The organism is Paraburkholderia sp. SIMBA_027, from assembly GCF_046535315.1.
Taxonomy (GTDB): domain Bacteria; phylum Pseudomonadota; class Gammaproteobacteria; order Burkholderiales; family Burkholderiaceae; genus Paraburkholderia; species Paraburkholderia tropica.
In genome coordinates, this window is the sequence record NZ_JAWRWY010000005.1 from 344,376 (window position 1) to 364,911 (window position 20,536).

General features: G+C 65.2%; 21 protein-coding genes and 1 tRNA gene. 11 read left to right on the forward strand and 11 right to left on the reverse strand.

Annotated elements, in window-relative coordinates:
* Positions 1 to 158: 158 nt before the first annotated feature.
* The 3 genes from rpmG to radC all read right to left on the reverse strand — a co-directional run bounded on the left by rpmG (position 159) and on the right by radC (position 1,636).
* On the reverse strand, positions 159 to 326 hold the full coding sequence (gene rpmG / locus SB764_RS11930) for a 50S ribosomal protein L33 (protein WP_027817504.1): 168 nt from the start codon (positions 324 to 326) through the stop codon (positions 159 to 161).
* A gap of 10 nt (positions 327 to 336) precedes the next feature.
* Positions 337 to 570: a 50S ribosomal protein L28 gene (gene rpmB / locus SB764_RS11935; RefSeq protein ID WP_027794135.1), complete on the reverse strand. Its 234-nt coding sequence runs from the start codon at positions 568 to 570 to the stop codon at positions 337 to 339.
* Between the two features lie 358 nt (positions 571 to 928).
* Complete coding sequence (gene radC, locus SB764_RS11940) at positions 929 to 1,636, reverse strand: RadC family protein (RefSeq protein ID WP_231957440.1); 708 nt, start codon at positions 1,634 to 1,636, stop codon at positions 929 to 931.
* A gap of 144 nt (positions 1,637 to 1,780) precedes the next feature.
* Between radC and SB764_RS11945 the strand changes: the two genes are divergently transcribed.
* The 6 genes from SB764_RS11945 (at position 1,781) to SB764_RS11970 (ending at position 8,090) form a co-directional block, all read left to right on the forward strand.
* On the forward strand, positions 1,781 to 2,236 hold the full coding sequence (locus tag SB764_RS11945) for a peptidylprolyl isomerase (protein WP_065058298.1): 456 nt from the start codon (positions 1,781 to 1,783) through the stop codon (positions 2,234 to 2,236).
* A gap of 5 nt (positions 2,237 to 2,241) precedes the next feature.
* On the forward strand, positions 2,242 to 3,222 hold the full coding sequence (ispH, locus tag SB764_RS11950) for a 4-hydroxy-3-methylbut-2-enyl diphosphate reductase (protein WP_065058117.1): 981 nt from the start codon (positions 2,242 to 2,244) through the stop codon (positions 3,220 to 3,222).
* Positions 3,223 to 4,436: 1,214 nt separating this feature from the next.
* Complete coding sequence (locus tag SB764_RS11955; protein WP_065058118.1) at positions 4,437 to 5,387, forward strand: branched-chain amino acid ABC transporter permease; 951 nt, start codon at positions 4,437 to 4,439, stop codon at positions 5,385 to 5,387.
* Positions 5,388 to 5,403: 16 nt separating this feature from the next.
* On the forward strand, positions 5,404 to 6,573 hold the full coding sequence (locus SB764_RS11960; protein WP_065058119.1) for an ABC transporter permease subunit: 1,170 nt from the start codon (positions 5,404 to 5,406) through the stop codon (positions 6,571 to 6,573).
* Positions 6,574 to 6,597: 24 nt separating this feature from the next.
* Positions 6,598 to 7,374 (forward strand): ABC transporter ATP-binding protein, encoded by a 777-nt coding sequence (locus tag SB764_RS11965; RefSeq protein ID WP_065058120.1) that lies wholly within the window; start codon positions 6,598 to 6,600, stop codon positions 7,372 to 7,374.
* Entirely contained in the window at positions 7,374 to 8,090 is a 717-nt protein-coding gene (locus SB764_RS11970; protein WP_065058121.1) for an ABC transporter ATP-binding protein, read from the forward strand. Before SB764_RS11965 ends, SB764_RS11970 begins: the two co-directional genes overlap by 1 nt.
* A gap of 122 nt (positions 8,091 to 8,212) precedes the next feature.
* Here SB764_RS11970 and SB764_RS11975 read toward each other — a convergent pair whose 3' ends face one another.
* The 3 genes from SB764_RS11975 to SB764_RS11985 all read right to left on the reverse strand — a co-directional run bounded on the left by SB764_RS11975 (position 8,213) and on the right by SB764_RS11985 (position 11,316).
* Positions 8,213 to 8,683 (reverse strand): GNAT family acetyltransferase, encoded by a 471-nt coding sequence (locus tag SB764_RS11975; protein WP_065058122.1) that lies wholly within the window; start codon positions 8,681 to 8,683, stop codon positions 8,213 to 8,215.
* A gap of 30 nt (positions 8,684 to 8,713) precedes the next feature.
* On the reverse strand, positions 8,714 to 9,898 hold the full coding sequence (locus tag SB764_RS11980) for an acetylornithine transaminase (protein WP_065058123.1): 1,185 nt from the start codon (positions 9,896 to 9,898) through the stop codon (positions 8,714 to 8,716).
* A 386-nt stretch (positions 9,899 to 10,284) separates the two neighbouring features.
* On the reverse strand, positions 10,285 to 11,316 hold the full coding sequence (locus SB764_RS11985) for a CDP-6-deoxy-delta-3,4-glucoseen reductase (RefSeq protein WP_321905072.1): 1,032 nt from the start codon (positions 11,314 to 11,316) through the stop codon (positions 10,285 to 10,287).
* A gap of 92 nt (positions 11,317 to 11,408) precedes the next feature.
* Between SB764_RS11985 and SB764_RS11990 the strand changes: the two genes are divergently transcribed.
* Positions 11,409 to 12,398: an NAD-dependent epimerase/dehydratase family protein gene (locus SB764_RS11990; protein ID WP_110327948.1), complete on the forward strand. Its 990-nt coding sequence runs from the start codon at positions 11,409 to 11,411 to the stop codon at positions 12,396 to 12,398.
* Positions 12,399 to 12,429: 31 nt separating this feature from the next.
* On the opposite strand, the gene SB764_RS11995 is transcribed toward SB764_RS11990, so the two are convergent.
* Together SB764_RS11995 and SB764_RS12000 are read right to left on the reverse strand one after the other, a co-directional pair.
* Positions 12,430 to 12,618 carry a hypothetical protein gene (locus SB764_RS11995; protein WP_065058126.1) on the reverse strand — a complete coding sequence of 63 codons (189 nt, stop codon included), beginning with the start codon at positions 12,616 to 12,618 and terminating at the stop codon, positions 12,430 to 12,432.
* A gap of 155 nt (positions 12,619 to 12,773) precedes the next feature.
* Positions 12,774 to 13,481, reverse strand: a complete 708-nt coding sequence (locus tag SB764_RS12000; RefSeq protein ID WP_410863640.1) for a pseudouridine synthase — start codon at positions 13,479 to 13,481, stop codon at positions 12,774 to 12,776.
* A gap of 317 nt (positions 13,482 to 13,798) precedes the next feature.
* On the opposite strand from SB764_RS12000, the gene poxB reads away from it, so the two are divergent.
* Positions 13,799 to 15,517, forward strand: a complete 1,719-nt coding sequence (poxB, locus tag SB764_RS12005; RefSeq protein ID WP_074984007.1) for a ubiquinone-dependent pyruvate dehydrogenase — start codon at positions 13,799 to 13,801, stop codon at positions 15,515 to 15,517.
* A gap of 57 nt (positions 15,518 to 15,574) precedes the next feature.
* On the opposite strand, the gene SB764_RS12010 is transcribed toward poxB, so the two are convergent.
* Together SB764_RS12010 and hemN are read right to left on the reverse strand one after the other, a co-directional pair.
* Positions 15,575 to 15,659 (reverse strand) — tRNA-Leu (locus SB764_RS12010).
* A 113-nt stretch (positions 15,660 to 15,772) separates the two neighbouring features.
* A complete protein-coding gene (gene hemN, locus SB764_RS12015) occupies positions 15,773 to 17,158 on the reverse strand; it encodes an oxygen-independent coproporphyrinogen III oxidase (RefSeq protein ID WP_065058128.1) in 1,386 nt (461 codons plus the stop codon).
* 202 nt (positions 17,159 to 17,360) lie between these two features.
* Here hemN and SB764_RS12020 point away from each other — a divergent pair, with 202 nt between their 5' ends.
* The 3 genes from SB764_RS12020 to SB764_RS12030 all read left to right on the forward strand — a co-directional run bounded on the left by SB764_RS12020 (position 17,361) and on the right by SB764_RS12030 (position 19,349).
* Positions 17,361 to 17,657, forward strand: coding sequence for a YkgJ family cysteine cluster protein (locus SB764_RS12020; RefSeq protein ID WP_065058129.1), 297 nt, complete (start codon positions 17,361 to 17,363; stop codon positions 17,655 to 17,657).
* Positions 17,658 to 17,739: 82 nt separating this feature from the next.
* A complete protein-coding gene (locus SB764_RS12025; RefSeq protein ID WP_065058130.1) occupies positions 17,740 to 18,357 on the forward strand; it encodes a DUF1439 domain-containing protein in 618 nt (205 codons plus the stop codon).
* A gap of 92 nt (positions 18,358 to 18,449) precedes the next feature.
* Entirely contained in the window at positions 18,450 to 19,349 is a 900-nt protein-coding gene (locus SB764_RS12030) for an undecaprenyl-diphosphate phosphatase (RefSeq protein ID WP_074984001.1), read from the forward strand.
* Positions 19,350 to 19,430: 81 nt separating this feature from the next.
* On the opposite strand, the gene trmB is transcribed toward SB764_RS12030, so the two are convergent.
* A complete protein-coding gene (gene trmB, locus SB764_RS12035; RefSeq protein ID WP_410863643.1) occupies positions 19,431 to 20,294 on the reverse strand; it encodes a tRNA (guanosine(46)-N7)-methyltransferase TrmB in 864 nt (287 codons plus the stop codon).
* Between the last annotated feature and the right edge of the window lie 242 nt (positions 20,295 to 20,536).

Below are 20,536 nucleotides of genomic sequence, written 5' to 3' on the forward strand. Positions count from 1 at the left end.
AAAGCTACACCGTGTAGGTAGAGATCAAAAGATCGTTACGCGATGGTGAACGGACGCGCCGGGAAAACAAAAAAACCCGCTGCGAAAGCGGGGCAGAAATAACAAAGCCCCGCTGGAGAGCGGGGCTTTGAATGTCTTCGTCAGGCTCGGATCAAGATTTACTTGATCTTCGTTTCCTTGTACTCGACGTGCTTGCGAACAACCGGGTCGAACTTCTTGATCGACATTTTTTCCGGCATGTTGCGCTTGTTCTTCGTGGTCGTGTAGAAGTGACCCGTGCCTGCGGTCGACTCGAGCTTGATCTTGTCGCGGATACCCTTGGCCATGACTTACTCCTTACAGTTCGCCGCGTGCGCGCAGGTCTGCGAGCACGGAGTCGATGCCGTTCTTGTCGATCAGGCGCAGGCCTGCGTTCGAGATGCGCAGACGCACCCAACGGTTTTCGCTTTCAACCCAGAAACGGCGATTTTGCAGATTCGGGAGGAAACGGCGCTTGGTTTTGTTGTTAGCGTGGGAAACGTTGTTGCCGCTCATCGGCGCTTTCCCAGTGACTTGGCAGACACGTGCCATGAGTACACTCCTACGGAAATTCTGAGTTCGAGAGCCGCTTAAGTTTCCCAGGCGAGAAATGGCCGGAATAAGAGCGCGCTCACGTATGGATGAGAGACAACCTCGAACCCAGGCCATATTTCCCCCGGAACGCCTTGACGGGCCTTCGGAACAGGGTTGGAAATAGGCAAACCGAGAGTCTAGCAGAAAAAGCCCAGGAAAATCAAACACGATTTGCAGATCATGTCGTGCGGATGCACGACGGTCGCGGCGCCGACGCCTACCGCAAACACGCATAAAAGCGTGCCGGAACGCGCGCGGGCTGGGTGCGGCTAGGGTGCGGGTTGGTCGCGCGTCGCGGCGTTCGGCGGCCCGGCTTTCAGTCTAGTCCGTGGCGAGCAAAAGAAAACGTCTCCCGCGCGCCGATGATCATGTGATCGACGAGGCGCACCTCCACGAGCGCCAGCGTGTCGCGCAGCACCCGCGTGAGGCGGCGGTCGCTCGCGCTCGGCTGGACCGCGCCGGAAGGGTGGTTGTGCGCGACGATCAGGCTCGCGGCATTGAGCATCAGCGCGCGCCGTACGATTTCGCGCGGATACACCGCCATGTGCGTGAGCGATCCGCGCGCGATTTCCTCGTAACGGATCAGGCGATGGCGCACGTCGAGAAAGAGGCAGACGAACACCTCCTGCGAGCGGCTGCCGATCATCAGTCGCAGGTAGTCTTCGACGGCGCCGGGCGAGTCGACGAGCGGCTTTTCTTCCAGCTGCTCGGCGAGCGCGCGCCGCGCCAGCTCGACCACGGCCATGAGGATGGCCGCCTTCGCCGGGCCGATCCCGCGCACGCTTTCGAACTCCTCGGGCGGCGCGTCGAGCATCGCGCGTAAGGATTTGAAGTGATCGAGCAGGGCGCGCGCCACGTCGAAGACGTTATGGCCCGGCAGGCCAGAGCCGAGCAGCAGCGCAACCAGTTCCAGATCGGAGAGCGCCGCCGGACCGGCTTCGCGCAGCCGCTCGCGCGGCATGGCGCGGCGCCTCGGCTTGGGCCCGTCGTTCCAGAGGGGCGTATCGCAGGCAATTTTCACCAATTGAATCTCCTCGTTGCGGACGTGGATGCCGCTCGCATGTGGCGTCCGTCCAGGAACTATGTGGCTTACAATGGGGCTTTTCCGCTCGCGCTTGCGCGCGACCGACCGGCGCCCGAGGGCGCGACCAGACGAAACGAGTACCGCATGAGCATCATCGATATTTCCGAGGTGAAACCGGGTTCCCACGTCACGCTGAATTACCGGCTTTCCCTCGCCGACGGCACCGAAATCGTCAACACGTTTGCCGACCGGCCCGCCACGCTGCTGCTGGGCGCCGGGCAGCTTGCGCCGCCGCTGGAAAACATTCTGCAAGGTTTGAAGGTCGGTCACCACTCCACCTTTCAGCTAGAACCCGGCATCGCCTTCGGTCAGCGCAACCCCGACTTGATCCAGCGCATCTCGCTCAAGACGCTGCGCGACAACGCCATGATTGGCGAGTCGTTCAATCCGGGCGATCTCATCGAATTCAACGCACCGGACGGCAACCGCTACGCGGGTGTGCTCAAGGAAGTGAACGAGACCTCCGCGCTGTTCGATTTCAACCATCCGCTCGCTGGCCAGGCGGTTGCGTTCGAAGTGCAAATCATCGGAATCCTGTAAAGCCCATGACCTCCACGGACACGTCTACTGTCGTCGACCGCGCTGAAGTCGCCGAAGCCGAAATCCTGCTCGCGCAGCCGCGCGGCTTTTGCGCCGGCGTCGATCGCGCTATCGAGATCGTCGAGCGCGCCATCCAGATCCACGGTGCGCCCATCTATGTGCGCCATGAGATCGTCCACAACGCGTACGTGGTCGAGGACCTGCGCAAGAAAGGCGCGATCTTCATCGAACAGCTCGATGAAGTGCCGTCCGGCAATACCGTCATCTTCAGCGCGCATGGCGTGTCGAAGGCCGTGCGCACCGACGCCGAGGCGCGCGGGCTGCGCGTCTACGACGCCACCTGTCCGCTCGTGACCAAGGTGCACGTCGAAGTCGCGAAGATGCGCGACGAAGGCCTCGACATCGTGATGATCGGCCACAAGGGCCACCCGGAAGTCGAAGGCACCATGGGGCAGGCGCACGAAGGCATGTATCTCGTCGAGGACATCGCCGACGTCGAGGCGCTGTCGCTGCGCGATCCGGCGCGCGTCGCGTTCGTCACGCAGACCACGCTGTCGGTCGACGACGCCGCCGAGATCATCGAGGCGCTCAAGGCGCGCTTCCCGGGCATTCGCGAGCCGAAGAAGCAGGACATCTGCTACGCCACGCAAAACCGTCAGGACGCGGTGAAGTTCATGGCGCCGCAGTGCGACGTCGTGATCGTGGTCGGCAGCCCGAACAGCTCGAATTCGAATCGCCTGCGCGAAGTGGCCGAAAAGCGCGGCATCCCCGCCTATATGGTGGATGCGCCCGACCAGATCGATCCGGCCTGGCTCGAAGGCAAGCGCCGTATCGGCCTGACGGCGGGTGCGTCGGCGCCCGAAGCGCTCGCACAGAAGATCATCCAGCGTCTGAACGAACTGGGCGTGCGCAACGTGCGCGCGCTCGAAGGCATCGAGGAAAACATCGCGTTTCCGCTGCCGCGCGGGCTCGGGCAAGTGGCCTGATCGCCGCGAGCGTCTGACTATTCAGTCAGCCTCTGCATGAAGAAGCGCGCCCTTGGGCGCGCTTTTTTTATGTCCCGCCGCCGCAATCCGCCCCGTAAATAAATGGGGTTCGATAATTAAAAGTGTGCGGTGAACCACGTCGCCACGGCCGGTTGGACTAGGTGTTTTCGCTATGGGGCGGGGTCGTCGCCGGATATCTGACCCCGATAAATCGATGTCTCAATAACGATTTTTCAGCATCCGCACCAAATGCGTGCGCGAACTCAATCGCCATTTAATTGTTCATCGTGGCGCAGCCGATGCCCGCCCGATAAGGCCCCGCGCCTGGCCGTCGCAACACTTGATGTGAGTGTTGCCGATTTTTGGTGCAACTGATGCACGAAAATACGGCGCAACCCATGGTGCAACCGTCTCTGGAGTGTCTTCTCGAAAATGGTTGCAATGCAGGAAAACCCTGCCGATTCAACAATATTGCCGCCTGCATAATTGGAGTTACAATGCGCGCGTTCTGAGGGCCGGACGTCAGCGCGAGGCCCATCAGGCAAGCATTTCGGAAGGCGCAGGAGACCTGTTTAATGCAAATCGAGTTTGCTGTTGCCGCAACTGTCGCGGCTGCGGTTGCGCCGCGCAAGGCGTGGCACATCCGCGGTGCACGACGGGGCAGGGGCGCGACATCGATGACCGTTGCACTCCCGGAGGAAGCTTGTCCGCAGTTGGGACACGACGATCAGAACGGCGCAGCACGCAATGAAGCACGCGTCGCGACGTCGTCAGGGTCGGCAGACGCGCTCGTTGCACTCGCGGCTGGCACACATGTTGCATGTGATAGCCGCGGCGCGAGAGCGGTTTTTGTCGCGGTCCGAAAGGTCCTGGCCGATGCTGCCGTAAACGGTGGCGAGGCAGAGATTCTCGGCCCGATCCAGGGAGTCATGACGTATGACGTTTGCGCAGCCGGCCTCAAGGCGGGCCGCGCACGCGTCGCAGCGAATGTGACAGGTAGTTGAACCCGACGGCACCGAACCATCCGACGGTGCCGTTTTTGCATCCGCTTCCGGCGAGCCTGCCGCTGCAACACAGCGACAACGCGAACCGGGTGCGGCCAACCGTTACCGGTCTTTTACTTCAGTACCCGAAAGTGTCGTTGCGGTTCCGTAAAACATCGCCCACCGGCCGATGACAGCGCGAATCCGGTCGCACGGGCTAAGGAGCATTAAATGGATATTTTCGTCCAGCAGATCCTGAATGGGCTGGTGCTTGGCAGCATCTACGCCATCATTGCACTGGGCTACACGATGGTGTACGGGATTTTGGGCATCATCAATTTCGCGCACGGCGACGTGCTCATGGTCGGCGCGATGGTGGCGCTCTCCGCGATTACGGTGCTGCAGAATCACTTCCCCGGCCTCGGGAACATCCCCACGCTGTGCATCGCGCTCGTGATCGCCGCCGTGGTCTGCGCGTTCGTCGGGTACACCATCGAACGGGTCGCCTACCGGCCGCTGCGCCGCGCGCCGCGTCTCGCGCCGCTGATCACCGCGATCGGCGTCTCGATCCTGCTGCAGACGCTCGCGATGATCATCTGGGGCCGCAATCCGCTGGCCTTCCCGCAGCTCATCTCGACCGATCCGATCAACGTCATCAAGCCGTCCGAGACCGGCGTGGGCGCCGTGATCTCGCCGACCGAAATCGTGATCATCGTGGTCGCGTTCCTCGTGATGGCGGGCCTGCTGATCCTCGTGCACCGGACCAAGCTCGGCCGCGCGATGCGTGCGATCGCCGAAAACCCGGCTAACGCGAGCCTGATGGGCGTGAACCCGAACTTCGTGATTTCGGCGACCTTCATGATCGGCTCGGCGCTCGCGGCGCTGGCGGGCGTGATGATCGCGTCGGAGTACGGCAACGCGCACTTCTACATGGGCTTCATCCCCGGCATGAAGGCCTTCACGGCCGCGGTGCTGGGCGGTATCGGCAATCTCGGCGGCGCGATGGTCGGCGGCGTGGTGCTCGGTCTGATCGAGCAGCTCGGCGCGGGTTACATCGGCAATCTGACCGGCGGGGTGTTCGGCAGTAACTATCAGGACGTGTTCGCATTCGTCGTGCTGATCGTGGTGCTCGTGTTCCGTCCGTCGGGGCTGCTGGGCGAACGTGTCGCGGATCGCGCATAAGAGGGAGTAGATCAACATGACTTCAATTCAACCGATCGAGCCGTCGACGACGCTCATCCCCGAGAAGAACACGACGCGCACGTACGCGATCGGCATCGTGACCGCGATCGTCGTGGCCGCGCTGCCGTTCGTGGTGGGCGCAACGGGCGGCAACTACTGGGTGCGCGTGCTCGACTTCGCGATGCTCTACGTGATGCTTGCGCTGGGCCTGAACGTGGTGGTGGGCTTCGCCGGCCTGCTGGATCTCGGCTATATCGCGTTCTACGCGGTGGGCGCCTACACGGCCGCGCTGCTGACGTCGCCGCACCTGACCTCGCAGTTCGCGTGGATCGCCAGCATGTTCCCGGGCGGCCTGCATACGCCGTACTGGATCGTGATTCCGTGCGCGATGGCGTTCGCAGCGATCGCGGGCATTCTGCTCGGCGCGCCGACGCTGCGTCTGCGCGGCGACTACCTCGCGATCGTGACGCTGGGCTTCGGGGAAATCGTTCGTATCTTCATGAACAACCTCGACCGTCCGGTGAACATCACCAACGGCCCGCAAGGCATTACCGGCGTCGCGCCGCTGCACGTGTTCGGCTTCAATCTCGCGCAGCCGCACGAGTTCCTCGGCTTCACGTTCACGTCGGTCTATATGTATTACTACGCCTTCGTGATCTGCGCGCTGCTCGTGATCTGGGTGTGTACGCGTCTGCAGCACTCGCGTATCGGCCGCGCATGGGCCGCGATCCGCGAAGACGAAATCGCCGCCAAGGCGATGGGCATCAACACGCGTAACGTGAAGCTGCTGGCGTTCGCGATGGGCGCGTCGTTCGGCGGCCTGTCGGGCGCGATGTTCGGTGCGTTCCAGGGCTTCGTGTCGCCGGAATCGTTCACGTTCTGGGAATCGGTCGTGGTGCTCGCCTGCGTGGTGCTCGGCGGCATGGGCCACATCCCCGGCGTGATTCTCGGCGCCGTGCTGCTCGCGATTTTCCCCGAGTTCCTGCGCTCGACGATGGGCCCGCTCCAGCACATGCTGTTCGGCCATGAAATCGTCGATACGGAAGTGATTCGCCAGCTGCTTTACGGTCTCGCCATGGTCGTGATCATGCTGTATCGCTCGGAAGGCCTGTGGCCGTCGCCGAAGCACGAAGACAAGATCGCGAAGATCGCCAAGCGCGGCAGCAAGAAGCCGGTGCGCGCCTGATTGCGAACAGGAGAGGAACAGAACATGAGCAATAAATCCATCCGCCTGTCCGTGAAGGGCGTGAACAAGCGCTTCGGCGGCCTGCAGGCGCTCTCCGACGTGGGCCTGCAGATCGAGGAAGGCACGATCTACGGTCTGATCGGCCCGAACGGCGCCGGCAAGACCACGTTCTTCAACGTGATCACCGGCCTCTACACGCCCGATTCGGGCGAGTTCAAGCTCGACGGCGAAGCCTATACGCCGACCGCCGTCTATCAGGTGGCGAAGGCGGGCATCGCGCGTACCTTCCAGAACATCCGTCTGTTCGGCGGCATGACAGCGCTCGAAAACGTGATGGTCGGCCGTCACGTGCGCACGAAGCACGGCCTGCTGGGCGCGGTGTTCCAGACGCCTTCGGAGCGCAAGGAGGAACGCGAGATCAAGGAACGCGCGCTCGAACTGCTCGAATACGTGGGCATCGCGCAATACGCGGACTACACGTCGCGCAATCTCTCGTACGGCCACCAGCGCCGTCTGGAAATCGCGCGCGCGCTCGCAACCGATCCGAAGCTGCTCGCGCTCGACGAGCCGGCGGCCGGCATGAACGCGACCGAGAAGGTCGAACTCACGCGCCTGCTCGACAAGATCCGCGCCGATGGCAAGACCATCCTGCTGATCGAGCACGACGTGAAACTGGTGATGGGCCTGTGCAACCGGATGACAGTGCTCGACTATGGCAAGGTGATCGCCGAGGGTCTGCCGCAAGACGTGCAGAAGGACCCGAAGGTGATCGAGGCGTATCTGGGTGCGGGGGTTCACTGATGTCTACACCGGTTCTGAAAATCAAGGGCCTGCAGGTCAACTACGGCGGCATTCAGGCGGTCAAGGGCGTGGACATGGAAGTCCGCGCGGGCGAGCTGGTCACGCTGATCGGCGCGAACGGCGCGGGCAAGACCACGACGATGAAGGCCATCACCGGCCTGAAGCCGTACGCGTCGGGCGACATCGAGTACATGGGCCAGTCGATCAAGGGCGTGCCCGCGTATGAACTGCTCAAGCGCGGTCTCGCGATGGTGCCGGAAGGCCGCGGCATCTTCGCGCGCATGTCGATCCTCGAAAACATGCAGATGGGCGCGTACCTGCGCAACGACAAGGACGGCATCCAGAAGGACGTCGAGCGCATGTTCGGCTTCTTCCCGCGCCTGAAGGAACGCGCCACGCAGCTCGCGGGCACGCTCTCGGGCGGCGAGCAGCAGATGCTGGCGATGGCGCGCGCGATCATCAGCCGTCCGAAGCTGCTGTTGCTCGACGAGCCGTCGATGGGTCTCTCGCCGATCATGGTCGAGAAGATCTTCGAAGTGGTGCGCACGATCTCGTCGGAAGGCATCACGGTGCTGCTGGTCGAGCAGAACGCGCGTCTCGCGCTGCAGGCGGCGAATCGCGGCTACGTGATGGACTCCGGTCTCGTGACGATGGAAGGCGAGGCCAAGCAGATGCTCGACGATCCGAAGGTGCGCGCGGCGTATCTCGGCGAGTAAGTGGGCGAGTGAACGAACGCGCTCCGCGCGGGCGCCGATAAGACAAAAGCCGCATGGGTTGCGAAACCCATGCGGCTTTTTCTTTGTGCCGAAGGCAGTCCTGACGGCGAGGCCGGCCGCGCTCAGGCGAGCGCTTCGGACTCCTGCACGGCAAGACGCTTGCCGAGACTGATTACGGCGTCGGCGCGATAGCCGAGGCGGTCGTAGAACGCGAGCACCTCGGGCTTGTCGGTGAGCACCTGAAGGTTGAGCTTCAGGCAGCCCATCGCGGCCAGCGCGCTTTCGGCGTGCCGCACGAGCCGCGTGCCGAGGCCGAGACGACGCGCCTCGGGCGCGACCGCGACCGAATACAGCCAGCCGCGATGTCCGTCGTAACCCGCCATCGCCGAGCCGACGAGCGCGCCGTCTGCCTCGCCGTCGCGCCGGATGGCCACGAAGAACAGCTCCGGCTGCGTGCCGAGCTTGTTCGCGATCGAGCGGCGCGGATCGCGATGCGGACGGCTCGCATCGTTGTACTCGGGAAACGCCTCGCGCCAGAGCGCGAGCACCGCTTCGGTGTCGGCTTCGGCGAAGGCGCGGATCGTGACGGTCATCGCATGGGCTCCGTGCTGGGCTGCGTGTGCTTACAGCGAGTCGAGGATGGTGCGCAGCATCGCCATCATCTGGTCGATTTCCTCGGTCGTCACGTTCAGCGCCGGCATGAAGCGCAGCAGGTTCGGGCGCGCCGCGTTCAGCAGCAGGCCGTCGGGCTGCATGTCGCGCGCCTTGTCGACGATCGCCGGGCCGATGTCCTTGCCGAGCATCAGCGCGCGCAGCAGACCTTCGCCGCGCTCGCCCTCGAAGCCGCGTTCCGCCGACAGTTCGAGCAGCTTTTCGCGCAGATATTCGCCGCGCGCGCGCACGCCTTCGAGGAAGCCCGGCGCGACCAGTTGCGAGATCACCGAGTAGCCGGCGGCCGTCATCACCGGATTGCCGTTGTAGGTGCCGCCCTGATCGCCGGCTTCGAACACGCAGACGTCCTTTTTCGCGAGCAGCGCCGCGAGCGGCACGCCGCCGCCGATGCCCTTGCCGAGCGTCATGATGTCCGGCTCGATGTTCGACAGTTCGTAGGCGAACAGCGTGCCCGCGCGGCCGCAGCCGGTCTGCACTTCATCGACGATCAGCAGGATGCCGTGCTTTTGCGTGAGCGCGCGCAACTGCTGCATGAATTCGCGCGTAGCGGGGATCACGCCGCCTTCGCCCTGGATCGGCTCGAGCATCACGGCGACCGTCTTCGCGTTGATGAGCTTCTCGACCGAAGCGATGTCGTTCAGATCGGCCTTCGGGAAACCCGGCACCTGCGGTGCGTAGATCGTGTCCCAGCCCGGCTTGCCGCTCGCCGACATCGTCGCGATCGTGCGGCCGTGGAAGCTGTGGTCGAACGTGATGATCTCGAACGCGCCGTCGCGATGCTTTTTGCCCCACTTGCGCGCGAGCTTGATCGCGCCTTCGTTGGCTTCGGCGCCGCTGTTGGCGAAGAACACCTTGTCGAAGCAGCTATGCTCGGTGAGCAGGCCCGCGAGACGCGCCATCGGCTCGTTGTAGAAGGCCGGCGACGGATTGATGAGCAGGCGCGCCTGCTTGTCCATCGCTTCGATCATGCCGTCGTTGCAGTGGCCGAGGCTGTTGACCGCCCAGCCCTGAATGAAGTCGAGATAGCGCTTGCCTTCGTTGTCGTAGAGCCACGACCCCTTGCCATGCGTGAAAACGATTTCGGGCCGGTTGGTGATGTACATCAGCGACTCGATCGGGTACTCGGAAAAATTCATGGCAACGGGCTCCGCGCTGGGGCTGCAAAAAGGGTTGAGAACAGGTGAATGGAACGGCAGAAAAACAAAAAGCCACGGACTGGCCGTGGCTTTCGTGATTCGAACTTTCCTGTGCGTTGAACGATGCAACGCGCGTCCGTAACTAAGCCAGGCCCTAAAGGTGGGGCGAGCGGCGACGTCGGAGAGCGGACAGGAGGCGGTTCATGGGCGCAAGAATACGACAAGCCGAACGGCGATGTAAACCATCAATGTGCCGAATCTCGCCGATCGGCCGAAGAATTTTTCGTGACGGCGGCCGCGGCGGCGGGCCGCCGGACCCGCGGGATTGGGCCGGATTGCGCGGAATTGCGCGCGCAACGAGCCGTTACGCGCGCATCGGCAGGCGTTTAGACCGGATTCGCGAGGTCGGCGGCGCTCGTGAACGAGTCCGCGTAGAACTCGTCTTCGGGCAGGCCGTGATGCTGCGTGAAATCGCGCTGCGCCGACTCGACCATCACCGGCGCGCCGCACGCGTAGACCTGATGGCCGGACAGATCGGCCAGATCCTCGATCACGGCGCGGTGCACGAAGCCCGTGCGGCCGGTCCAGGCGTCCTCCGCGGCGGGCTCGGAGAGCACCGGCACGAAGCGGAAGTTCGGGATGTCCTTCGCCCACTGCTCGGCGAGTTCCAGCAGATACAGGTCCTTCTTCTGGCGCGCGCCCCAGTAGAGCGTCATCGGGCGGTTCAGGTTCTTGTGAACCGCGTGCTCGACGATCGCCTTGAGCGGCGCGAAGCCGGTGCCCGACGCGAGCAGCACGATGGGCTTGTCCGAATCCTCGCGCAGGAAGAAGGTGCCGAGCGGCGCTTCGAAGCGCAGGATGTCGCGCTCTTTCATCTGCGTGAAGACGTGGTCGGTGAACTTGCCGCCGGGCATGTGGCGGATGTGCAGTTCGAGCGGACCTTCCTCGTGCGGGGCGCTCGCCATCGAGTAGCAGCGGCGCGTGCCGTCCTTGAGGATGAATTCGAGGTACTGGCCGGCCAGATACTGAAGGCGCTCGTTGGCGGGCAGTTGCAGCTTGAGCACGACGACGTCGTCGGCCTTGCGCTCGATCGCGGCGATGCGGGTGGGCAGCTTGCGCACCTGCATGTCGCCGACGCCCGCCACTTCGCGGATGTCGATTTCGAGGTCGGTCTGCGCCGTCGCGCAGCAGAACAGCGCCATGCCGCGCGTGCGCTCGTCGTTCGACAGTGCCGACGCCGCGTGCGCGCGCTGCTCGACTTCGCCGCTGCAGACCGTGCCCTTGCACGAGCCGCAGGCGCCGTTCTTGCAGCCGTAGGGCAAGCCGACGCCTTGACGCAGCGCCGCGTTGAGGATGGGTTCGTCGGGTTCGACCTGGAAGGTCCGGCCGCTTTGCTTGAGCGTTACGTTGAATGCCATGTTCGAGAAAGCCAGTCTGTGATCGGTAATCCGGAGCGTGGAGTGGGGCGGTGCCCTCGCATCCGTGCCTCGGCGGCTAAAATGGTTCCACCATGATTGCCACACGAAATCTGCGCCGTGCGCGCATTCTCATCGTCGGCAGCGGCGACGTCGGTCTGCGCTGTGTCGACCAGTTGCGTGCGCGGCCCGCACGCCCGCGTGTGTTTGCGCTCGCGCGTCGCGCCGAGCGCGCCGACATCCTGCGTGCCGCGGGTGCCACACCCGTGGCGGGCGACCTGGACGCACGCGCGAGTCTTGCGCGCCTTGCCGGGCTGGCGGACGTCGTGCTGCACCTCGCGCCGCCTCCGAAAGACGGCGATGGCGACCTGCGCACGCGGCGCCTGGTCGCGGCGCTCAAGGCGCGGCGACGTTCCGCGGCGCGGCCCGCAACGGCCGGACAAGCGACCTCCATTGTACCCGAGCGTACCGGGCGAGCCTCTCGCGCGACCCCTGCGCGGCCCCGGCTGGTGTACGCGAGCACGACCGGTGTTTACGGCGATTGCGGCGGCGCGCGCATCGACGAAACCCGCGCTCCGCGGCCCGCGAACGCCCGCGCCAAGCGACGCGTGGCCGCCGAGCGGCTGCTGCGGCGGGCGACGGCGCGCGGCGCGCTGAGCGCCACCATCGCGCGCATTCCGGGCATTTACGCGGCGACGCGCCTGCCGCTCGCCCGGCTGGAGAAACGCACGCCGGCGCTGCTCGACGCCGACGACGTCTACACGAGCCACATCCACGCCGACGATCTGGCGGCCATCATGCTGCGGCTCGCCACGCACGGACGCTCGGCGCGTGTGATCCACGCGTCGGACGATAGCGAAATGAAAATGGGGACGTATTTCGACCGGGTCGCCGATGCGTTCGGTCTCGCGCGAGCGCCGCGCGTCAGCCGCGCGCAGGCGGAGCGCGAGCTCGATCCGGTCCTGCTCTCGTTCATGCGGGAGTCGCGGCGGCTCGACAATGCGCGCCTGAAGCGCGAATTGCGCGTGCGCCTGCGTTACCCCGACGTGGATGCGTTCCTGCGCACGCTACCGCCGCGCCCGTGAGCGGGCGGGCGGCATGGCGCAAGCGTGCCGTTCACGTGATGGCCGGCAGCGCCTCGAGCAGGAGGAAGCAGAACAGGGCGCCGATCAGCGCGCCGATCAGGTTCGGATGATAGCGATGCCGCAAATGCATCCACGCCAGCAGGCCACCGATCAGGATCGCCCCCAGTCCCACGAAAAGCATCAACACGATTGGAATGTCGTATGTGCCGTTGATGATCATGATGCCCCCTCCTTGCAACTTGTAATCGTTGTTTAAACGAGTATAGGGCGCTTTGTCAGCAACAGCATGCTGCGGCGCGGCAAAAAAGGGGCCGTTTCGCGAGCCCATGCGGGGCAACGCTCCGAGCGGCGGGGCGGCGCGGGCGCGCCTGTGGTTTACCCCTTGTTGCGCAGTGCGTCGAGCGCGGCGGCATCGAGCCAGCGCCAGGTGCCCGGCGCCAGATCGTCGGGCAGCGCGTAGCCGCCGATACGCTCGCGATGCAGCGCCTCCACGCGGTTGCCGGCCGCCGCCACCATGCGCTTGACCTGGTGATATTTGCCTTCGAGCACGCTCAGTTCGAGCGTGTGCTCGCCGCGCGCCTGCGCCGAGACCGCCGCGCTGGGCTCGCGCTCGCCGTGCAGCAGCACGCCTTCGCGCAGCGCGTTCAACTGCGTGTCGTCGATCGGGTGCTTCGTGGTCGCGATGTAGAGCTTCGGCACCTTGCGCTTCGGCGACGTGAAGGCGTGCACGAACTGGCCGTCGTCGGAGAGCAGCAGGAGGCCGGTCGTGTCCTGATCGAGCCGGCCCACGCACTGCAGGTTGCGCGCGGCGAATGGCGGCGGCAGCAGGTGAAACACGCTCAGATGATGCTGCGGATCGCGCGAGCATTCGTAGCCCGCGGGCTTGTTCAGCACGACATACGCCTGCGCGTGGAACGGCCATTCGGCGCCGTCGACGCTGAACACGAGCCCTTCGGTGTCGAAGTCGGCGCCCGGGTCGTCGCACGGCGCGCCCGCGACGGCGACGCGTCCTTCCGCGACGAGCGAGCGGCACTGGCGGCGCGAGCCGAAGCCCTGGGTGAAGAGAATGCTTTCGAGATTCATGACGTGACGCTGGCGGCGGAAAACGGCTGAGGGCTGCTGCAAACCGCAGCATTTTAGCGACTGCGCGCCGCTGCGCCGTTTTCTCACGCGGTCCCGAAGATGACGACAGCCTTGCAGCCACTGTCGAATTCGCTTGCGATGCTGTTCGCTTAACGACGTGTTTTGCGCGGATGGCGTAACGTACCGCGATGAACCGGTACGCGCCGCGCCACGCGCGGCGGCCTCCGTGGCCCGTTCACATTCCCCCTTTTCTCGAGCGTAGCGCGCCCGGCACCGCGCGCTGGCCGCTGCGCGCGGCAACCGATACGGAGGACAGTATGGCGAAGACGATCGCGGATCATCTGGCGAAGACACTCGAAGCAGTCGGCGTGGAACGCATCTGGGGCGTCACCGGCGACAGCCTGAACGGGCTGTCGGCGAGCTTGCGCAAACTCGGCACGATCCGCTGGATGCACACGCGTCACGAGGAAGTGGCCGCCTTCGCGGCCGGCGCCGAAGCCGCTGCGACCGGCCGGCTCGCGGTCTGCGCGGGCAGTTGCGGTCCCGGCAACCTGCATCTGATCAACGGACTCTACGACGCGCACCGCAACCGCGCGCCCGTGCTCGCGATCGCCGCGCACATTCCGTCGACGGAAATCGGCCTCGGCTACTTTCAGGAAACGCATCCGACCGAACTGTTCCGCGAATGCGCGCACTACGTCGAACTCGTGACGAACGCCTCGCAGTTTCCCCGCGTGCTCGACACGGCGCTGCGCACGGCGATCGACCAGAAGGGCGTCGCGGTGATCGTGCTGCCGGGCGACGTGGCGCTGCTCGACGCGCCCGAGGAGGATCCGACCTGGGCGCAGACGTCGCGGCCCGCGACGCTGCCCTCGTCGGCGGACATCGACCGGCTCGCCGATCTGCTCAATCGCTCGGACGCCGTCACGCTGCTGTGCGGCAGCGGCTGCAAGGGCGCGCACGACGAAGTGGTGGCGTTCGCCGATGCGCTCGGCGCGCCGACCGTGCATGCGCTGCGCGGCAAGCAATACGTCGAATGGGATAACCCGTTCGACGTGGGCATGACCGGGCTGATCGGCTTCAGCTCGGGCTATCACGCGATGATGTCGTGCGACACGCTGGTGATGCTGGGCACCGACTTCCCGTATCGGAACTTCTATCCCGCCGACGCGAACATCGTGCAGATCGACCGCGACGCCGCGGCGCTCGGCAAGCGTGCGCCGCTCACGCTCGGCCTCGTCGGCGATGTGCGCGAGACCTTGCGGGCGCTCGCGCCGAAGCTCACGCGCAAGACCGATCGCCGCTTTCTCGAGCGTGCGCGTGCGCATTACGCCGACGCGCGCAAGAGTCTCGACGACCTCGCGCGTCCCGCGCCCGCGGGCAAGCCGCTGCATCCGCAATATGTGGCCGCGCGCGTCGATGCGCTCGCCGAGCCCGATGCGATCTTCGCCGTCGACGTCGGCACGCCCACGCTCTGGGCCGCGCGCTATCTGACGATGAACGGACGCCGTCGTCTGCACGGCTCGTTCAATCACGGCTCGATGGCGAACGCGATGCCGCAGGCGCTCGGCGCGCAGGCCGCGCACGCGGGACGCCAGGTGATTTCGCTGTCCGGCGACGGCGGCCTCTCGATGCTGATGGGCGATATTCTTTCCGCACGCCAGCTCGATCTGCCGATCAAGATCGTTGTCCTGAACAACAGCTCGCTCGGTTTCGTGGCGATGGAGATGAAGGCGGGCGGCTATCTGGAAACGGGCACCGATCTCATCGCGACCAATTTCGCCGATATCGCCAGGGGCGCGGGGATTTTCAGCGTGCGCGTGGAAACCTCGGAAGCGCTCGACGACGCGCTGCGCGCGGCGTTCTCGCACGACGGCCCGGCGCTCGTCGACGTGGTGACGACGAAGCACGAGCTCGCGATGCCGCCCAAGCTGCAATGGGCGCAGGCGAAGGGCTTCAGTCTGTACATGTTGCGCGCGGTGCTGAGCGGCCGTGGCGACGAAGTCGTGGAACTGGCGCAGACGAATCTGCGCTGAACGCGTCGCCGCAGAAACGACAAAGCCCCGCGAGAGCGGGGCTTTGTGCGTGGATTCTGGTGCCTCGGGCCGGAATCGAACCGGCACTCCTTTCGGAACCGGATTTTGAGTCCGGCGCGTCTACCAATTTCACCACCGAGGCAGTTTTCGGGGGTCTGCAGGACAGACACGCGAAGTAGCCGTAAATTATGACGCAAATCGGCGCCGCAGGCAACTTGCTGACGTGAGGCGTAGTCAGGCGCGGCAAGATCGCCCTCAAACCGTGCGCGAAAACCGCTCCATCGGCTGCGTGCCCAGATAGTGGTCGAACACCATCGCGATGTTGCGCACGAACATGCGCCCGGCGGGCAGCACGTCGAGCCGGTTCGAGCTGCGCGCCACCAGACCGTCGGCCTCGAAGCCGCGCAGGCGCTCCAGCTCGGGCGCGAAGGCACTCAGGAAGCGCACGCCGTAAGCGGCCTCGAATTCGTCGAAACGCAATTCCAGATTGCACATCAGCTCGGTGATGATGTCGCGGCGCAGGCGGTCGTCGGCGCTGAGGCGGATGCCGCGCGAGATCGCCAGCCGGCCGGCGTCGATGGCCGCGCCGTAAGCCGGCAGCTCTTTGGCGTTCTGCGCGTAGACGTCGCCGACCTTGCCGATCGAGGAAGCGCCGAAACCGATCAGATCGCAGTCCGCACGCGTGCTGTAGCCCTGGAAATTACGATGCAGCGTGCGCGTTGCCTGGGCGCGGGCGAGTTCGTCGGTGGGAAGCGCGAAGTGATCCATGCCGATGTAGACATAGCCCGCGTCGGTGAGCTGCTCGACCACGAGTTGCAGCAGCGCGAGCCGCGTGGCGGGCGTGGGCAGCGCGGCGGCGTCGATCTGCCGCTGCATCTTGAAGAGCTGCGGCATGTGCGCATAACCGAACACCGACAGGCGGTCGGGCGCGAGCATCAGAATGGTGTCGAGCGTGCGCCGGAAGCTTTGCACGGTCTGGTGCGGCAGACCGTAGATCAGGTCGACGCTGATCGACTCGAAGCCGTGCTCGCGTGCGGCGTTCATCACGTTGACGGTCATGTCGAGCGGCTGCACGCGATTGACCGCTTCCTGCACGATCGGATCGAAATCCTGCACGCCGAGGCTCAGGCGATTGAAGCCGAGCTGGCGCAGGTGCGCGACGGTCCGCGCCGAGGCTTCGCGCGGATCGATCTCGATCGAATATTCGCCTTCGCTGTCCGGACGCAGCGCGAAGTGCTCGCGCGTGGCGGCCATCAGCGCGCTCATTTCGTCGAGCGAGAGGAAAGTGGGCGTGCCGCCGCCCCAATGCAACTGCGAGACCGGGCGTTTGGTGTCGAACAGCGCGGCCTGCATTTCGATCTCGCGCACCAGTTGCTTCAGGTACGGTTTCGCGCGGGCGCGGTTTTTCGTCGCAACCTTGTTGCAGCCGCAATAAAAGCAGACGGTGTCGCAGAAGGGGATGTGGAAGTAGAGCGAGAGGTCGGTGTCGGTCGCGCCGGGATCTTCGGCGGCGTGGCGGTAATCGTCGAGATTGAAATCGTCGCGGAACTGAAGTGCGGTCGGATAGGACGTATACCGAGGGCCGTTTGCGCCGTATTTGGCGAGCAGGTCGGGGCGGAAGAGCAGGTCGGCGTCGCTCATGCGAGATTCTCGTGGGTATGACGCGCCGGATGGCGTCCCCGGAGGGGCGTCTTACAGCGCCGGATGAATCCAGTGTAAGAGGGCGCCGTCGCCGACGTTTGTGTAAAAAGGTCGCAGCTTGCGATGGCACAATGCGAACACGATTTTCCGGCCGGTTTTCCTTGCTTTGGCCCCGTACAGTTATGAAATTCAGGAATTCGAGTTGAGCGCAGGTCTTGTCGTCACCCCGTCCGAACATGCGTGCCGCCCCGGTTGTGGCGCATGCTGTATCGCGCCGTCCATTTCGAGCCCGATTCCGGGGATGCCCCAAGGCAAGCCGGCGGGCGTGCCCTGTATCCAGCTCGACGACGATCTGCAGTGCCGGATCTTCGGTTCGCCGCTGCGCCCCGCCTGCTGCTCCGGGCTGCAACCGCAGGCGGACATGTGCGGCGACACGCGCGAACAGGCGCTGGTCTGGATCGCGCAGCTCGAAGCGGCCACGCAGCCCGGCGCGCACTGAATGCCGTCACGACTGCGCGATGTATCAGTCGTAACCCAGCCGTTACCAGTCGTTACCCAGTCGTCTCTCAAGGAGATTTCGCATGATCCGACGCGCGCCGCGCGCCCCGTCCTCCACGCCCGGCGCCGCGCGCGCCACGCGGCGAGCCTTTCTGCTTGCGGCCTGCGCCGCTGCCGGCGCGGCCATGTCGCTCGGCGCTTGCGCGACCGGCACCTTTCCGTTCATCCCCGATCACTACACGTTCTCGCGCGAGCAGGTGCAGGAAGCGGTGCAGCGCAAGTTCCCGTATCACCGTTCGGTGCAGCAGCTTTTCGAGGTTGCGCTGACGAATCCGGTCGTGACCTTGCTGCCGGACCGCAACCGCGTCGCCATTCGTGTCGACGCGCATCTGGCCAGCCCGCTGATGCAGCAGCCGGTCGACGGCGCGTTCACGCTGTCGAGCGAAATGGTCTATGACGCGGCGAGCCGCTCGGTGCTGCTGCGCGCGCCGTCGGTCGACAGCGTCGACATGCAGGGCAACGCCGCCGGCTACGCGCAGCAGGTCAATGCGGTGGCCGCGCTGGCGGCGACGCAGTTGCTGACCAACTATCCGGTCTACACCTTCAAGCCGGATCAACTCCAGTTTGCCGGGGTGAACTACGAACCCGGTACAATCACCATCCTTACAAACGGCATACGCGTGCAGATCGTCGAGAAATAAGCGACGAAACGCCCGCCGCACAGCCGTCGGCGGGCGCGCTTCGACAAGTCGACTGGCGGCCCGTCCGGCGCACTCAATGGCGAGGAGAACGGATGGACTGGCTGATAACCTGCAAGGCCCTGATTCTGGGCATCGTCGAGGGACTCACGGAGTTTCTGCCGGTGTCGAGCACCGGCCACCTGATCGTGGTGGGCAGCGTGCTCGGCTTCGACGGCGAGTTCGAAAAGACCTTCGACGTGGTGATCCAGTTCGGCGCCATCCTCGCCGTGTGCTGGGAATTCCGCCGCAAGATCGGCAGCGTCGTCGTCGGTCTGCCTTCGCGGCCGGACGCGCGCCGCTTCGCGCTCAACGTGATCGTGGCGACCATTCCGGCCGTCGTGCTCGGCCTGATGTTCGAGAAGGCGATCAAGTCGATGCTGTTCTCGCCCGTGCCGGTGGCGTTCGCGCTCGTCGCGGGCGGCGTGATCATTCTGTGGGTGGAAGGGCGGCGGCGCGCGGCGGCGGCTTCGGGTGGGCGCTTGAGCGTCGCCGCAGCGGACGGCGCGAGCGGGGCGACCACGGCAAGCACCGCGACGCCCGCGCGCGTGAACTCCCTCGACGAAATCACCGTGCTCGACGCGTTCAAGGTCGGCTGTGCGCAATGCTTCGCGCTGATTCCCGGCATGTCGCGCTCGGGCTCGACCATCATCGGCGCGATGCTGTTCGGTCTCGAACGGCGCGTCGCCACCGAGTTCTCGTTCTTTCTCGCGATTCCGGTGATTTTCGGCGCGACGCTCTACGAACTGCACAAGACGTGGCAGACCTTGTCGGTCGACTGGCTCGGCCTCTTCGGCGTCGGTTTTCTGGCCGCGTTCGTGAGCGCGTTCGCCTGCGTGCGCTGGCTGCTGCGCTATGTCGCCTCGCACGATTTCACGGCCTTCGCGTGGTATCGCATCGCGTTCGGTCTCGTGATCCTGCTGATCGGCTATGGCGGCGGCCTCGACTGGAATTGAGCGTGGCGTACTCGCCATAAAAAAACGGGCACCGGTGCCCGTTTTTCATTTGCGCGAGAAAAATCGCGCGTGTCCGGCGGATCAGACCGCGCGGCGCTTGAACACCAGATCCCACACGCCGTGGCCGAGACGCAGCCCGCGTCGCTCGAACTTCGTCACCGGACGATAGTCGGGGCGCGGCGCGTAATCGGCGGCCGTGTTTTCGAGTGCGGGCTCGGCGCCGAGCACTTCGAGCATCTGTTCGGCGTAGTTCTGCCAATCGGTCGCGCAATGCAGATACGCGCCGGGCTTCATGCGCGAGATGAGCAACTGCACGAACTTCGGCTGGATCAGGCGGCGCTTGTGATGGCGCGCCTTGTGCCACGGATCGGGGAAGAAGATGTGCACGCCGTCGAGGCTGTCGGGCGCGATCATCTGCTCGAGCACCTCGACGGCGTCGTGCTGGATGATGCGGATGTTCGTCAGTTCCTGCTCGCCGATCAGCTTGAGCAGCGCGCCCACGCCCGGTTCGTGGACTTCGACGCCGAGGAAGTCATCGCCGGAACGCAGCGCGGCAATTTCCGCCGTGCTCGCGCCCATGCCGAAGCCGATTTCCAGCACGCGCGGCGCGTGGCGGCCAAAGGTGGCGTCCCAGTCGGCGGGAGCGGGCGTGTACGGCACGACGTAGCGCGGACCGAGCTCGTCGAGCGCGCGGCGCTGGCCCGTCGAGACGCGGCCGGCGCGCGTGACGAAGCTGCGGATGCGGCGGCGGTGCAGGCCTTCGCCACCTTCTTCGCCGCTTTCTTCGGCACCTTCGTCGCCGTCTTCATCGGCTGCGATGGCGGGCGCGTCGTCATGGGCGCCGTCGGGCGTCGCCGTGTGCTGCGGCAGCTTCGTGGCGGATTCGTCCGCTTCGGCGGGCGGCGTGCAGCCGGGGCGGGCTGCGTCGTTGGATTCGTGGTTCATCTTCGAGGACGGGCAGGTGAGGGCAGCGGGTGTCGCGGCGCTCGATGCCGCGATCGGTCGCCTCGCGCGGCGAATGTCGCGGCGCGCAGGTCGACCGTGGCGGCGGGTAACAGGCGATGTTCGAGCGTCGATGTTCGGGCGGCGCGCTTCGTTCGCGCACGTCGTTCATGCGGTTCGCTCATTCTGCGCCGGACGCGCGGCGCGCGTGCGCTCGCTGGACCGGACGTCGGGCGGCGGGGCGT